Source organism: Kribbella sp. NPDC104218, assembly GCF_055584105.1.
Genome location: NZ_JBVJMQ010000002.1, coordinates 1,771,517 through 1,787,425, shown reverse-complemented (window position 1 = coordinate 1,787,425; position 15,909 = coordinate 1,771,517). Strand labels below are relative to the sequence as shown.

Genomic DNA, 15,909 nt, shown 5'->3' with positions numbered 1-15,909 from the left:
CGTCCGCCGCATGCCGCCTTCCCCCGCCAGGATCCGGCTGCTCGGCCCGGTGACCATCGACGGTCAGCCGGTTCGTGCGCCCAAGCTCGCTTGCGTCCTTGCCGTGCTTGCGCTCCAGCCTGGTACGCCAGTCACTCAGTCCGACCTGATCGACCGAGTCTGGGACGGCGATCCGCCGGACGCCGTGTTGAGCGCGCTCTACTCGTATGTTGCTCGGTTGCGGACTGCGTTGAAGGTGGTGCCGGGGGCTGCGATTCGGCGGGCTGGTTCGCAGGGGTATGTGCTGGACGTTGATCCGTTGGCGGTCGACGTCCATGCGGTTCGCGCGCTGCGTGCGGAGGCGCGGAGCGGTGGGTTGGCGGTGTGGCGGCGGGCGTGTGCGGAGGCTGGTGCTGACGCGTTGGTTGGGATCGGTGGGCGCTGGGCGGAGCAGGTGCGGACGGCGTTGGCTGCCGAGCGGGTCGAGCTGCTGACCGAGCGGTACACGGCTGAGCTGGCGGCTGGCCGGCACGAGGCGGTGTTGGCTGAGCTTGTGGGGCTCAGCGACGGCGCACTGATGGTTGAGCCGCTGACGGAGCTGTTGATGCTCGCGTACTACCGGTGTGGTCGCTCGGCTGACGCGCTGGCGCGGTTCGAGCTGAGCCGGGCGCGGCTGCGTGACGAGCTGGGTGCGGATCCGTCGCAACGCTTGCGGGACTTGCACGTGCGCATCCTGCGGCAGGATCCTTCACTCGCATTGACGGCGGTTGCGGCGCCAGTGCAGTTGCCGGCGGACATCAGTGGATTTACTGGACGGGCGGTCGAGCTGGCGGCGCTTGACGAGCTGACGGACGGCGTACCGCTGGTTGCGGTTGTTGGACCCGCTGGAGCTGGGAAAACCGCGCTGGCGGTGCACTGGGGGCATACGCGGGCTGGGCAGTTCCCGGGCGGCTTGCTGTACGTCAATCTGCGCGGGTTCGACGAGGGGGACGCCGTATCGCCGCGCGACGCGCTTGCGAGGCTGTTGCTGGCGTTGAGTGTGCCGGGGGAGGAGGTGCCGGACGACGTGGATGCTGCGGCTGAGGTGTTCCGGTCGATCACTGCTGATCGCGGGGTGCTGGTTGTCCTGGACAACGCGCGTAACGCCGAGCAGGTGCGACCACTGCTGCCGGGCGTCGGTTGCCGGACGATCGTGACCAGCCGCGACCGGCTCACCGGGCTGATCGCGCTCAACGACGCCCGTCCGGTCCAGGTGGGTGTGTTCGGACCTGATGATTCAGTGGCGCTGCTGACGCGAGTGATCGGTGCCGAGCGCGTCAACGCCGAGCCGGAGGCAGCTGGGCGGCTCGCGGAGCTATGCGGTCGGCTGGCGCTGGCGCTGCGCATCGCTGCCGCGCATCTGGCCGCCGAGCCGAACGCCTCGATCAGCGACTATGTACGCGAGCTGGAACGCCGGGACCGATTGGACGTGCTGGCTGTCGACGGCGACTCGGCCGCGGCTGTCACCGCCAACCTGGACCTGTCGTACCGCGTGCTCGATCCGGACGCCAAAGCGCTCTTCGCCCTCCTCGGCGTCCTGCCCGGCGAGGACTTTGCCGCCGAGCTGATCGAAGCAGTGGGTGAGACCGACCCATCGGCGTCGCTGCGCCGGCTGCTCTCGGCGAACCTGATGGAGCAGCACCGCGCTCGCAGGTACCGCATGCACGATCTGGTCCGCCTGTACGCCGCCCGGGTCGCCGAACGCGACCTGACTCCGGACGACCGGTCTGCCCTGATCGAGCGGTTCATCGAGTGGCACCACGACCGCGCGTACGAACCGATCGCGGCCGAGGAGAGCAACATCTTCCTGGCCTGCGAAGCGCTGCTGGACCACCCGCGGCTCTGGCGGCTCGTGCTGCCGCTCCGCAACACCCTCAACGAGTGGCGGTCGATCGAGCGGATCCGTCGGCTGATCGAACTCGCGCGGCACCGGGCCGAGCAGAGCGGGGACGCGCTCGGCCGGTTCCGGATGACCGTGCTGCGGGCGTCGTCCGAGCGCATCGACGGAAACACCGCCGGCGCCATCGAGTTCGGCAGCCGGGCCGTCGCGCTCGCCGACGCGCTGACCCATCAGGAGCAGTCCGCCGCGAACGGGAACCTCGGCATCTACTTGCACGACCACGGCGACTTCGCGGGCGCGGCTCCGGCCTTCATCCGCGGAGTCGAGCTGGCGGTCGCGAACGGGAACGTGCGGTCCCAGCTGATCGGTACCGGCAACATGATCCAGGTCCTGTTGCGGATGGGCCGGTTCGACGAGGCGGAGGCGTACGTCCGGCGCGCCGAGGAGGTCACGGCGGACGGGCGGACAGCAGAGCAGCAGATCCGGATCGGGGTGTCGAACGCGGAGCTCCATGCCTTTCGGGGCGAGTTCGACCAGGCGACGGCCGCGGTGACCGAGGCGCTCGCGATCGCGCGCGCGGGCTCGTTCGGCCATCTCGACATCTGGTGCCTGCAGGTCCTGGCGCAGGTGCAACTGCACGCAGGCCGGCCGGAGGCGGCGCGGGCGACCTTCGAGGAAGAGCTACGGCAGGCCCACGAGCGGAAGATGTCCTCGATGGTGCCGCCCGTCCTCATCGACCTCGCTGAAGTCCTGGTCGAGCTCGGCGACCACGCCGCCGCCCGCGACGTCGTCGCCGAAGCCTGCGCCAAGTGGCCGCGCATCTCGCGCGGCACCCAGATCTACCTGGACCTCATCCTCGCCGGCGCCCACAACGGCCTCGCCGCGTACGCCGAAGCCCGCGACCACGCCACCCGAGCCGCCACCGCCTACGCCGCCATGCCCTGGCCCGCCCGCCACGAACTCGCCCTCCACGCCCTGGCCACCGCCCACACCGGCCTCGGCGATCCGCACACCGCCCGCACCCACCGCGAGGCGGCCGACCGGATTGCTGCTCCGATCAACCGCCTCCGTCGGGGTTAGTTCCAGGGGGTGTCGCCGGTTCCGTACCAGGACGGGTCGAGGAAGCCCCAGTCCTCGAGCTCGTCGAACGTCCAGGCGTGAGAGGTCTCCTCGAACCCCGCAAAGGTGATCGGGAGCAGACCTACTCCGGCAGAGCCGTAGTAGTTGACGGTCTCGTCGCCTGAGCCGTTCGAGACGACTCGCGAGCTGCCGAGCCCGAAGAAGTCCCAGACACCCGATTCGAGGCTGACCCCCTTACCGGTGCCGGCGATACTGTCGGCGCCGGTGGACGTCGTCACGACCGGGCCGGCATTCACTCCCGCACTGACATTGCCGGCGTAGCCCTCCTGCGTTGCGCCGGACAACACCATGCCGTCGTCCCGGGTATAGATCGCGCAGAGACTGACGCCGACCATGTATCCCGCCGCTGCGCTGGCGCCCAAGCAGCCGCCGTATCCGCCGGGTGGTTCGTGAAGTGACCCGAGCGCGCAGGCCGCCGACGAGCTGACCGCCGTGCAGATCGCATGGTTGGCCGTCCACACCGCGTCGCTCCAGGCCCAGAACTCCTCGTCGCCCCGGATCGTGATGCCCACGCCGGTTCCGCCGGGGTGGGTTATTGGGCCGCCGGGGCGGACCTTCTTGTCGTTCGGGCGGTCCGGGATGCCTTTGGGGGCTCGTGGGGGAGTGCCTTCGACGCCGCCGGGGCCTCGGCGGGCGGCTCCGCTGTTGTGTCGCTGTTTGGGGCCGCGCTGCTGGGTGGCGCTCTTTGACTGCTTCTTCACCTTCTTGCCGGGTTTGGGGACTCGGGGTGCTTTGCGGACGCTTTTGAGGCCGGTGGGGTCGGACATGGTGACGGGGGAGTTGTTCGCGTAGGCGTAGCCGTTGAGTTGTTGCGGGTCGAGCAGGTCCATCAGGGGGTCGGCGGAGATGAAGCGGCCGGTGGCGGGGTCGTACTCGCGGGCTCCGATGGTGGTGAGGTCGACGGCGTCGTTCTGGAGGCCGCCGACGAAGCCTCGGTTGTCGGGCCAGGTGGTGGGGGCTGGGCCGCGTTGGTTGCCGAAGGGGTCGCGGCGGCGCACGGTCGCGGTGTGGGTGTTGCTGTTGACGATCCACTGGTTGGTGCCGTGGTGGTCGCCGGCAACCCAGAGGAGGTCGCCGAGGCCGTTGCGGAGGCCGATGGTGTCGTTGCCGTGCCGGTAGTAGCGGGTCGCCTCGACCTTGCCGGTCGCCTTCTTGTAGGTCAGTTCGTAGCCGGCGACCCATGCGGTCAGATCGCCGTTGGCATCGGCCCGCAGGATCCGTTGCCCGTCGGCGTCGTCGTAGAACTTCGCTGTCCCGTCCGCGGTGGTGATGGTGTTCAGCCGGCCGGACGGCGTCCAGTCCAGGACGTCGGTGTCGATGCCGGTTGTGAAACCGGCCCGGTCGTAGCTGAATGCCGTTGCTGCACCACCGGTCGACGCCACCCCGGTCAGCTGATGCGGGCCGGCCTCGTACGAGTACGTGTTCTCAACCGAGCCGCCAGGAGTCCACTGCGACTCGCTCTTCCGGTTGCCCACCACGTCGTACGTGTACGACGACCGGTACGCACCAGGCCCACCGGCGGATGGCTCTGCGCAGGTAGCTGCTGTCTGGGCCCACGCATCCGTCAGCCGCTGCAGCGAGTCGTACCGGAAGCACTGCGTCTCCGGGGTATCCGCAATCGACAGTACGTTGCCCGACGCGTCGTACCGGTAGGACAGCGCGGCGACATCGTGCGTAGTGCCCGCCTTGTCGAAGTAGAACTGTTCGACCCGTCCGGTGCCCTCCTCATAGATCCACGTCTGCCAAGCGGTGTCACCCAGTTGACGCTGCAGGAGCTGCCCGTACGGCGAGTAGACGGCCTTGTCCACGTAGACGTGTCCGAACCCGAAGTCATCACCCCAAGACGTCACGCGGCCCGGCCGACCCATTGCGTCGTACGACTGCGTCACGACCTCCTCATCGAGGCTGCCTGCGCCCTTCGCGCCGTACGTGTGCAGCGAGCCGTCCTCGTTGTAGGTATAGGCCTCCCAGTACGAGCCGGCCAGCGCACCGGCCGCTTTCGGTAGATGGGTGTAGACCTGCTTGGCTTGCCCGTCCGGCGTGTACTTACGCGTCTCGGTCGTCCAGGCCTGCCCGTCTACCCAGCGGGTTGCCGTGAACGGCATCCCGATCCCGTGCTCGGCGCCGTCGTACGCACGCTCGACCAACGCCTTCGAGTTCGACAGCACCTTGGTGGGCCGACCCAACGCGTCGTACTGGTAGTTCAGCGTCTCGTTGTTGCCGTTGGTCGTCGCCGTGACCTGACCAGCCGGGTTGTACGCCGTTCGGGACGTACCGGCGTCCGGATCGTGTAATGCGGTCCGTCGTCCGCGCAGGTCGTACTCGTACCGCCACTGGTTGCGCCCCGGGTCGGTGACCGTGCCCAACTGGCCATTCGGCGCGTACGCGTACTTGGTCGAGTCAAACGCTCCGGTCGCGTTGCGGTTCTGGAACTGCCGCAGCTCGACAGCTCGGCCTAGAGCGTCTTCCAGGGTCGACCGGGTCGTACCGCCTTCGGGCGCGATGACAGTGGTCCGCCAGTTCGTCGCGTCCCCGCCGAACCGGTACGACGTCCGCCACTTCTCCTGGTCCTTCACCACGAACACCTCATCGGTGACGCGTCCAGCGGCGTCGTACGCGAGCTCCGTCCGCGAAACGTCATTCGTCCGGCTGATCCGCACGAGCTGCCCGTTCGGCCCGGAGGTGTTGTTGTACGTCGGTGCCGAGCGGAACCGCTCCCGACCGTACGAGTCGTACACGGTCTGCGACACGAGCCGGCCGCCGTTGGTCTGTTCCTGGACCTGCCGAGAGCGCAGTAGCGAGTCGTAGAGCGCCACGCTGGTCAGGTACGAGCCGTCGTGGATCATCCGCTCGGTCGTCACCGTGGTCGGCGTGCTCGGCGAGACGTGGTACTTGAACCGCTGGTTCGCGCTTTCGGTCGCCGAATCGCGCCCAGGCAACCAGACGGCGGTTCGGCGGCCCAATGGGTCGTACGTCGCGACCGTACGCCGGGCGTTCGGATCAACCGTCGCCGTCACCGAACCCCAGGCCGGCGCCAGCTGAGTCGTAGTGGCATGCCCCAACGCGTTCGTGCTCACAGTCGACGTCACCGGTCCACCGGCGGCGGGCGTATAGGCAGTAGTCGTCTTGTTGCCCAGAGCATCGGTAGCGGTCAGCTGCCGACCCAGAGCGTCGAAGGTGGACGTCCCGATCGTCTTGTACACCTCCCAGCTCTCCAACGCGTCCGAGCGGGTCATCAGGCCGGTGCTGCCGTAGTAGGCCCGAAGCCCGCCGATCACGTCGGCCGGCCGGTTCACCGGAGCTCCACAGCCGACCGCGACGGACTCCACAGTCGACACCAGCTCCAACAGCCAGAGCGCAGTGTTGTCGGCGTACGTCGTCCGCACGCACCGCTCGTCACCGGTCTTGCCGATGTCACCCTGTTGGTCCACGCGGATCTCACGCCCGCGTGCGTCGTACGTCGTCTCGGTCCGTGCGGTACGCCAGACCGACGGTGCCAGCAGCGTGCGGGTGTCGGTACGCCGTTCGCCGGACAGCCAGGCCTCGATCGAGCCGCCGTCGTAGCTGCGCTTCGCGGTACGCGACGTCCAGTACCAGGTGGTCTCCGCACTGATCAGTGTGGTGTCGTCGAACGAGGCTGACTCCCACTCGGCGCCAGCGAGCGCCCGGTGGTCCGGTGCGGTTTGTCCGTTCGCGTCGGTGACTGTGACCGAGCGCTGCTTGCCGCCGGGTAGTTTGTCGCCGTCCAGGCCGCGGTAGTACCGGCTGCGAGAGCGCAACTGCGGGCCCGGGTCGGAAGGGTCACCTGTCAGCGTGACGACCTGCGAGTAGCCGCGCCACTGGTTCCAGTCCCGATCCTTCTTCTTGACGAACTCTGCGTCGTTCCAGCCCCACAGCGCGGTCGTACCGCCGCCGTCCGTCGAGTACTCGTAGAACTTCCACACGGTGTCGCCGCCACCGGTCGCATCGGACTCCGCAACCGACCGGACGACGTACTTGTGGAAGTAGACGTCCACCGGCTCAGAAAGGCCCTCGGGGGTGTAGCGGGCCGGGAAGCAGCGTCGGTTGTTCTGATGCGCGCTGGCCGGCAGATCGCCTTTCCGGCAGTCCGGCTCGGTGTAGTTGATGGTCGTGACGCCACCGGTCTCGTTCTTGATCGACGTCAGCCGCGGTCGCCAGTTCCCCGGAAAGGACTCACCGGTGTCGACACGGTTCGGCAGGAACGTCCCGCCGAACTCCATTGCCGGTGTGGTCGCGGAACCGCCGACATGACCGGTGTGCTGGACCGATGCCAGCCACAGGACGACCTGGTCCTTGTCCCCGTAGTCCTTGAACGCGTGCGTCAGCTTCCAGGAGTCGACCGGGGTGTAGCTGCCGCCGGACATGACGTACGTCGTCACCGCGGCCAGCCGCTTGGTCGAGAAGAACGTCGGCGCGGTCTGGTCGCACTTCGTCCCAGCCTTGCAGACCAGCTCCCAAGGCGTGTCCGGCCACTTGGACTTCCGCGGCTCTCCGTCCGGCTCCCGGCAGTCCGACAGACAGCGGTCGGCCATGGTGAACTCGACCTTGGCCGTCTTCGCGTTCGTCCGCACGCCGTACTCGACCGTCTTCAGCCAGCCCTCGCGGATGTACGTCGCCTGGGTGTCGGAGTCGATCGCGTACCGGCCGGACGCCGTCTCGTAGGTGTACTGAGCCGAGTTGCCGTGCACGTCGACGGACTTGTCGAGCATCCAGCGGTAGGTCTGGTCGCAGCGGGTGGGATAGCAGCGTTCGCCGGAGTGGTTACCGAAGACGGGCACCGTCCAGCGAGAGGTCGCGGTCGTGCCGAAGTGATGTTTGGTTCCGTCCGTCGTGGTGATCGTCCACTGCTCGGGTGACTCCGAGTGCTGGACCTTCCAGTCGACGTCGTCCGCGGCCTTCCAGACATCGGTGGCATCGTCCCGGACGAGCGCCGTGCTCACGCCGTCGAGAGTGATCGTGAGGGACGGCGAGTCGCCGTCCCAGCAGAGGTTCCCGGCCGGGTCGCCGTCCTTGTCGTCGGCGCATGAGGTGTACGTGCGTTCGATGAAGTTCGGTGCGGCGGACCAGCCGTCGCCGACGACGGACGCCTGGTTGTTGGTGCCCGACGTCCGGCCGTCGTGTTCGGCCGACGAGTAGGCCAGACCGATCGACGGCGTCGGTCCGACGGCCGGTGGCAGCCGCATGTCGTAGCTGTAGGAGAACGCTCCGGACGCGCCGCCTTGGGTCCAGGCCCCGGCCGCGGCCAGGTCGGTGGCGGACCAGTTGCCGTCGTCGGCGTCACCAGCCGCGTCAGCGGGCGCGCCGGACCACGCCGCAGCAGAGTCCCGGAAGGCGGAGTCGGCCCCGGCAACCGGCTCGACCGGGGTCGAGTCGTACGGCTGCGGATTGCGTTCGAAGTCGGCGTACGCCGTGGTTGTCAGCATCGACAGGATCAGGGCGGCGGCGACCAGGCCGGCGCCGGCTTTGCGGTAGCGCATCGTCAGCTCCCCTCGTTCGTGCCGTACATGTTCTTGATCGCTCGTGGTGAGACGACGTGGTGCCAAGCGACGACGTCGTCCACCCGGCCCTTCAGGTGGTGGAAGGGCGAGCCCGCGGTCGTGTCGGCAGCGCCGAGGACGAGTGGTCCGGCCGCCTTCCAGGGGCGGTCGGGGCCGGGGCCGGCCGCGACTTCGGCGCCGTTGACGAACAGGCGGATCGTCTTGGCGCGCAAGTCGAAACTGCCGGCGACGAACGACCACGCGCCGACCGCGGGCGCCGACCCGCCGCGAACCCACCGGCCGGTGACGTCGCTGACGTCCTCGGTCGCCATCCCGAACTCGAACTGCTGCAGGGTCGCGTTGAACCGCAGCCGGAATCCGGTGTTGTTCGCGCCGGCCGCCGACACAACGGTCTGGTTGACGTCGAGGGCATCCAGCCGGACCCAGGCCGCGACGGTGAAGGACTCATCGGTGGCAACGACCGGGGTACTGGTTGCTGCACTCGTCGTCCCGGTCAGCTCGAGCGCGCTGTCCGGGTTGTCCCACCAGCCGTCGTTGTACCGCGGGGTGCCGGCGAAGGTGAGGTCGCGGCGGTTCGGCGTCTCGTCGAGGCCGTTCTCCTCCAGGGCCCACCAGGACGCCACCTCGGCAGGCGGCGAGGCCTTGATCGACGTCACCGGTTTCACTCCGCGCCAGACCCGGACGTCGTGCAGCATGCCGGTGAAGTAGTCCTGCGTGCCCTTGGCGCAGCCAACGGTCAGCGGCGACTGGGTTCGGCCAGGGATGCCGCGGGTCCAGTTCTCACCGCGGCTGCCGTTGACGCTGACGATCCAGCGGTTGCCGCCTTCGTACTGGAACTCGACGTACTGCCAGCCCGTCTTCGGGGGCGTGTACGAACCGGCGCTGCGCGGTGCCATCGTATTTCCGACGGCGGCCGGCTCGATCTCCCACTTGCCGTCCGGGGTGATTAGTAGCGCGAAGCCGCCGTCCTGTGCGAACAGGACCTGTCGGCCGCCCGTCACCTTGGTGGGCTTGACCCAGGCTCCGATGCCGAAGGGCGCATCCGATGGAGCGATCGGCGTACTGGCGGCGGCGCAGGAGCGGCCGTCGAGGACGAGCGCGCCGTCGGGGCGGCCGAACGGGTCGAAGCTCTGCTCGGCCGACTCCGGCAGTGTCAGGTCGCGGCCGAAACCGCTCGCGTCCGAACCGTCACCGCGCAGCTCCCAGTGGGCGATCTCGCCGGCGGTCAACTCGGCCCCGGCCTTGATGGCGGTAGGGGTCAGCAGACCTTGCCAGACGCCGACGTTCTCGATCGCGCCGGTGAAGGGATGGGAAGCGCCGCCGGACCCGGTCGGCAGGCAGCCGAGGCTGAAGAAGCCGGTGGCGTTCCACGGGGTGAAGCTGACCGGGAGCTCACCGGCGAGGGCGCCGTTGAGGTAGATCCGGGACAGACCCGCATCCGGGTCGTAGGTCGCGACGATCCGCAGCCATTGTCCGTACGGAACGGGATTGGCGACCGTGACGCTCTTCCAGCCGTAGGTGTCGCCGGGCGAGTCGACCAGCGAGAACGACCAGCGGTTGTCGGCGCCGTTGTGCTGGATCTGGTACATCGAGTGATTGAGGTTGCCCTGGGCAAGGACCTTCGTGTAGCCGGTGCCGTTCGGTGCGTCCAGCCGGACCGAGAGCGCGACGCTGAACGCGGCGTCCGTCCGGATCGCGGTCGGGGCCTTGAGGCAGTCGTTGCCGTCGAACCCGAGTGCGGTGTTGCCGGCGGCATCGGTCGCGAAGGCCGGCGCGCCGGTCAGCACGGCGAGGTCCTTGCCGTGGCCGGTGTCGTCGACCAGGTCGCCGCCGAGCCGCCACGCAGCCATCGGTGTCGCCGGGATGAGCCGGCCGGCGAAGAAGGTGAAGACCTTACGGCCGGAGATGTTGCCGGCGGCATCGACCGCGCGGAGGTAGAGGACGTGCCGGCCGGCGGTGACCGCCGTCCGCTTGATCGTCGCTGTCCCGGTCGAGGCGAGCCGCTGGTCGTAGGTGTCGGTGTTCCACGAGTACTCGAACCGGGCCAGGCCGGAGCGGGAGCCGTTGACGATCGGGTCCGTCGCGGCTACGGCCAGGCTGACGGTCGAGCCTTCGGTGACGGCGCCGGTCGGCCCCGTGACCGTCGGGACCGTCGGCGCGGTGGCGTCGACCCTGAAGTAGCAGTAGTTCGTGTAGCCCGAGTTGACCGCGTCGGTCTGCTGCGAGTCACTGCGCGCCTGCCACTTGTACGGGCCGTCGGGCAGCGCGGTCGTCGACCTCTTGGCGGACGTCGTGTTCGCGGCGAGCGGGTCCGGCGTCCGGTACCAGTAGTAGTTGGTCTCCTCGGCGACCTTGCGGACGCGGAATCGCAGGTACACGGGCTCGGACTCCGAGGAGCGTGCCCGGGCGGAGAAGGTCGGGTAGCGCTCGGTGACCCACGGCGAACCGGATTCGGTCGGGTCGCAGCCGGCGCCGTCCACCGTCAGGCGGTCCGGGTGCGGCGGGTAGATGTAGTAGGTGACGTGCAGCTGGACCGACGAGGTCTTGATTCGGCGCCACGCGTCGCGGGAGCCTTCGTCGGACGAACGCAGTCCGAAGCTGATCGCGTCGTAGTTGTGGTCGGCGGCCGATTGCACGCGTTTCTTCACGTTCGCGCCGTCGAACTCGACCCACTCGTCGGACTTGCCGGAGCAGCCGGTCGTGTTGGACGACGGGACGGACTTGGTCTGCAGCGGATCGCCGTACAACCAGTCGACGCCGTTCCAGGAGGTGCCGTTGGAGACCTCCGCGGTGCGCCAGAGCTGCAGACTCTGGTTCGCACAGCCGCCGGTGTGGGTCTGCAGCAGGTTCACACTCGCGGCGGCGATGTGTTTGCTGTTCAGCTTGCCGATGTCGAGTTTGATCACCGAGCGCCAGAGGCCACAGCCGTCACCGCAGTTGCTCCAGGTGTCGCGGCCGACCCGCATCCCACCGGACCGGGGCCAGCTGCTGTCGCCGGTCCAGCCTTGGGTGGCCCGGCCCTGGAACACGTTCGCCCATGCCTTGCGGGTCGAGGTGAACGGCGGGTCGATGTAGAGCGGGAACTTCAGGTTCTTGGCCTTCAGCATCGTGAGGTCGGGGACGAGGGTGAGCCCGGCGGCGGTTCGGCGGACGTCGACGTCCGCCATCCGTTGGGCGTCCCACATCAGGCCCTGGCCGGCTTCGAACACGACGTCGCCGTCCGCGTCCAGTACGTCGATGCGACCGGACTCGGCGTCCTCGGCAACCGTCAGCCCGACCGTCGTGATCCCGACCCGGATCGTGGCCAGCTCCGGATTCTGCGCGGCCTCCGCCGTCTTCACCACGAGCGCCCACGAGAACCCGACCGCCTCCGCCTGAACCGACAGATCGACATCAGGCAGCACATTCGGATAGATCGCCACCGCGCCGCTCAGCACCGGCTTCGGCAACGCGCCCTTCGGCCAGGTCAGTGACAGCACACCGCCGTCCGGATCGGTCGCCGTCACGAACGGCGCCGTCCCGCCCGCTCCGGCCTCCACCTGGATCACCGTCGCCGCGGCGCGTGCCGACCCGTCTGCCCGTCCTACGAACGCCGGATCGATCGCCGTCCACTGCCCGGCCGCATCCTTGACCCGATACGGCTCGACCGCGATCTTCGTCTCCAACAACCCCGCCGGCGTCGCGAACGCCTCGCGGTCGTTCCCCCGCAACGCCAACACCTCGACGTCACTCCCACAAGCCAACGCCAACTGGTAGGCCTCGAACTCCCCTTCCGCCTCCCGCGCCCCGCCCGCTGGACACTCCACTCCCGCCACTTCGCCATCCGGCGGCTCCACGGTCGCCCACCCCGGCGTGCCCGCTCCCACCACCAACCCCATGACCAGCGCTCCGACTACCCAACTCCGCCGCCAACCCCACACAGGCCGCTCCCAACACCCGGACTCCCCACGGCAACCACCGCAGCCCGGTCACGCTAAACACGCACGCCGCTCCGCTCCTTAACCCAACCTTGAGCGGCGTGCGACAGGCGTCAGCTCAGGCCGGCGGCTTTGAGGAGGAGGTCGCGGACGGCGGTGGGTGGGATGGGGCCTTCGGGGGCCAGGTTGGGGTCGGTGCTGAGGAAGACGGGGCCGTCTTCGGGGGTGGCGGGGAGGCGGCCGTGGGAGCCGCGGACGGGGGTGGGATCGAGGGGGACTACTTGCATGGCGTAGCGAAAGCCGAGTTTCTTGCGGAGGAGGTAGGAGGCGGCGCGGGGTTTGACGAGGGGGTCGTTGGGGTCGAAGAAGAGTTCGGCGGGGTCGTAGCCGGGTTTGCGGTGGATCTCGACGCTGCGGGCGAAGTCGGGGGCGTTGGCGTCGTCGAGCCAGTAGTAGTAGGTGAACCAGGCATCGGGGTCGGCGACGGCGACGAGCTCGCCGGCGCGTTCGTGGTCGAGGCCGTGGGTCTTCTTGCCTTCGGCGTCGAGGAGCTCGGCGACGCCGGGGAGACCGGCGAGGAGTTTGGCGACCGGCTCGACGTCGGCGGGGTCCTGGATGTAGACGTGGGCGATCTGGTGGTCGGCGACCGCGAAGGCGCGGGAGGCCCAGGGGTCGAGGTACTCCATACCGTCCTGGGTGTAGACCTCCAGAAGGCCCTCGCGGCGCAGGAGGCGGTTGATGTCGACCGGCCGGCTGACGTCGGTGATGCCGTACTCGGAGAGGACGACGACCGTGGCGCCGCGGGCTTCGGCGTCGTCGAGCAGCGGTGCTAGGACGCCGTCCAGCTCGATCGCGGCGCGGGTGGCCTCGATGGACGACGCGCCGTACCGCTGGAGGTCGTAGTCGAGGTGCGGGATGTAGGTGAGCAGCAGGTCGGGGTTGTCCTCGGCAAGGATCTGCCGGGAGGCGTTCACGATCCACTGGCTCGACTTGATACTTGCCGTCGGCCCCCAGTAGGTGAACAAGGGGAAGTCGCCGAGCTTGCTGGTCAGTCGATCGTGCAGCTCGACCGGACGGGTGTAGCAGTCGGGCGCCTTGCGGCCGTCGGCGTAGTAGATCGGCCGCGGAGTGACGAGCAGGTCGGTTTCGGCGCCCATCGCGTACCACCAGCACACGTTGGCGACCTTGTACGCCGGGTTGGATCGCCGGGCGACGTCCCAGATCTTCTCGCCCTGGACGAGCCGGTTGTGCTGCCGCCACAGGAAGATCTCGCCGAGGTCGCGGAAGTACCAGCCGTTGCCGACGATCCCGTGCTCACTGGGCATCGAGCCGGTCAGGAAGGTCGCCTGCGCCGAGCAGGTCACGGCCGGCAACACCGTTCCCAGTTCTCTTGTCAACGGCAACGACCGCAGCCGCGGCATCTTGCGCAGCAGGCGCGGGGTCAGCCCGACAACGTCGATGACGACTACTTGGCGGCTCACTTGACTTCCTCCAGTCCAAGAGCGGTGATGCGGTCGCGCAACCAGGCCAACTCGCCGGCGATCCCTTCGGCCAGCTCCTGGGTGTCCCGCGGGGACGACGGGAGCACGGACCAGGTGTAGGTCTCCGACTCCAGGTGCAACGTGCGCGGATGCTCGCCGCCGACCAGCCGCGACAGCGAGTCGGTCAGGACATCCGTCGTACTGCTCAACGGCGGCCGCGGCGCGGCATGGACCGGCACGTGGAAGTGCACCCGCCACGGCGCTGCTCCGGACAACTCGGCCACCGCGTCCAAGTTGTCGATCGCGCCCCCGCCCAGCTCCCGCGTCTGATGCAAGAACTTCGGCTCGGCGAACTCATCCAGCAGCCGCCGCGCCTCCGCGTCACCCGGGTCCGCGACGTGCAAAGCCGCCGACACCTGACTCTTCACGATCGGCACCCCAGCCTGCTCGAGGACGCCGAACGCCGCACTTGGCTCCTCGAACTGAACCGCCAGGTGACACGTGTCCAGGCACAACCCGATCCGCCCGGCAGCGCCGTACGGCGCCAGCCACTCGGCCCCCTGCGGGACAACCTCGATCACGCACCCGGGCTCCGGCTCGAACGCGACCCGGATCCGCCGTCCAGTCGTCTCCTCGGTCCGCGCCAGATGCACCTCGAGCCGGCTGATCGCGGCCCGCGCGCGCGTGTCCTGCTCGGCCGACCACGGCTCCCGCCAGCCCAACGGCAGCGTCGAGATCGACCCGTACGCCGCGTCCTCCGGCAGCAACCGGGCCAGGACGTCGACCAGGTCGCGCGTGTAGTGGAGTCGTTCGGGGTGCGTCCAGTCCGGCAGGTAGACCTTCTTCCCGACGGCCTCGTCGTGGAACCCGGCGTACGGGAAGCCGTTCAGCGTGACCACCTCGAGGCCGTTCCGGTCCAGCGCCTGGCGGAGCCGGTGCAGGGCGGCGGGCGAGTTGGCCAGCTGATTGGCCAGCCGGTACGCGAGCCACAGCCCGACGCCGAGCACCGGGACGTCCAGCTCCTTGCGGACCAGCGCCGAACAGCCGTCGAGCTGGGCGATCACGCCGTCCAGGTCCTCGGCCGGGTGGACGTTCGTGCAGTACGCCAGATGGACGAGCGAGCCGTCGGGATGGCGGAACCTCATGCCGGTGCACCTCGCAGGATCGAGTTCCCGGCGTACGTCTGCGCCGGTTCGGTATCGGTCAGGTCGAGTCGCCCGGACTGCCCGTAGAAGGCGACCGGGTTCCGCCAGAGCACCTGGTCGACGTCGTCGGCGGTGAAGCCGGCGGCGAGCATCGCCTGCGCGGTCGCATACGTCCGCAGCGGGTCGGAGCGGCCCCAGTCGGCAGCGGAGTTCACCAGGATCCGCTCGGTACCGAACCGCTGCAGGATCGCGACCATCCGCTCGGGGTCCATCTTGGTGTCGGGGTAGATCGAGAAACCCATCCAGCAGCCCGAGTTCGCGACCTCCTCGACCGTCACCTCGTTCAGGTGGTCGACCACGACGTGCTCGGCGGGGATCCCGGACTCGCGGACGACGGCGAGCGTCCGCGTCGTCCCGGTCGCCTTGTCGCGGTGCGGTGTGTGCACGAGCGCGGGCAGGCCGAACCGGACGGCGAGCGCCAGCTGCTCCGCGAACACCTCGTCCTCGGCCGGCGTCATCGAGTCGTAGCCGACCTCGCCGACCGCGACCACGCCGTCCTTGGCCAGGTAGCGGGGCAGGATGGCGAGCACCTCGCGGCAACGCGGGTCGTTCGCCTCCTTCGGGTTCAGCGCGATCGTGCAGTGGTGCTTGATCCCGTACTGCGAGGCGCGGAACGGCTCCCAGCCGATCAGCCCGTCGAAGTAGTCGACGAACGACGCGGCGCTGGTCCGCGGCTGGCCGAGCCAGAAGGCCGGCTCGACGACCGCCCGGACGCCGTGCGCGGCCATCGCCGCGTAGTCGTCGGTGGTCCGGGACGTCATGTGGATATGCGGGTCGAAGATGCGCATC

6 protein-coding genes are annotated in these 15,909 nt (G+C 68.9%); 1 reads left to right on the top strand and 5 read right to left on the bottom strand.

The window, feature by feature from the left end:
- Positions 1-10: 10 nt before the first annotated feature.
- Positions 11-2,938, top strand: a complete 2,928-nt coding sequence (locus ACZ6ZD_RS24240) for an AfsR/SARP family transcriptional regulator (protein ID WP_465675741.1) — start codon at positions 11-13, stop codon at positions 2,936-2,938.
- Here the strand turns inward: ACZ6ZD_RS24240 and ACZ6ZD_RS24235 are convergent.
- The 5 genes from ACZ6ZD_RS24235 to ACZ6ZD_RS24215 form a co-directional block, all read right to left on the bottom strand.
- On the bottom strand, positions 2,935-8,496 hold the full coding sequence (locus tag ACZ6ZD_RS24235) for an RHS repeat domain-containing protein (protein WP_465675739.1): 5,562 nt from the start codon (positions 8,494-8,496) through the stop codon (positions 2,935-2,937). The genes ACZ6ZD_RS24240 and ACZ6ZD_RS24235 overlap by 4 nt on opposite strands.
- A gap of 2 nt (positions 8,497-8,498) precedes the next feature.
- The gene (locus ACZ6ZD_RS24230) at positions 8,499-12,323 is read right to left on the bottom strand and encodes a LamG-like jellyroll fold domain-containing protein (RefSeq protein ID WP_465675737.1); all 3,825 of its coding nucleotides are present in this window, start codon (positions 12,321-12,323) and stop codon (positions 8,499-8,501) included.
- A 224-nt stretch (positions 12,324-12,547) separates the two neighbouring features.
- Positions 12,548-13,915: an alkaline phosphatase family protein gene (locus tag ACZ6ZD_RS24225; protein ID WP_465675735.1), complete on the bottom strand. Its 1,368-nt coding sequence runs from the start codon at positions 13,913-13,915 to the stop codon at positions 12,548-12,550.
- Entirely contained in the window at positions 13,912-15,060 is a 1,149-nt protein-coding gene (gene eboE, locus ACZ6ZD_RS24220) for a metabolite traffic protein EboE (RefSeq protein WP_465675733.1), read from the bottom strand. Before eboE ends, ACZ6ZD_RS24225 begins: the two co-directional genes overlap by 4 nt.
- Positions 15,057-15,908, bottom strand: a complete 852-nt coding sequence (locus tag ACZ6ZD_RS24215; RefSeq protein ID WP_465675731.1) for a TatD family hydrolase — start codon at positions 15,906-15,908, stop codon at positions 15,057-15,059. The genes eboE and ACZ6ZD_RS24215 overlap by 4 nt, the downstream gene beginning before the upstream one ends.
- Between the last annotated feature and the right edge of the window lies 1 nt (position 15,909).

Bases quoted from the DNA above. Each gene is read 5' to 3' on its own strand.
- ACZ6ZD_RS24240 (WP_465675741.1), top strand. From the start codon at position 11: ATGCCGCCTTCCCCCGCCAGGATCCGGCTGCTCGGCCCGGTGACCATC.
- ACZ6ZD_RS24235 (WP_465675739.1), bottom strand. From the start codon at position 8,496: ATGCGCTACCGCAAAGCCGGCGCCGGCCTGGTCGCCGCCGCCCTGATC.
- eboE (WP_465675733.1), bottom strand. From the start codon at position 15,060: ATGAGGTTCCGCCATCCCGACGGCTCGCTCGTCCATCTGGCGTACTGC.
- ACZ6ZD_RS24215 (WP_465675731.1), bottom strand. From the start codon at position 15,908: ATGCGCATCTTCGACCCGCATATCCACATGACGTCCCGGACCACCGAC.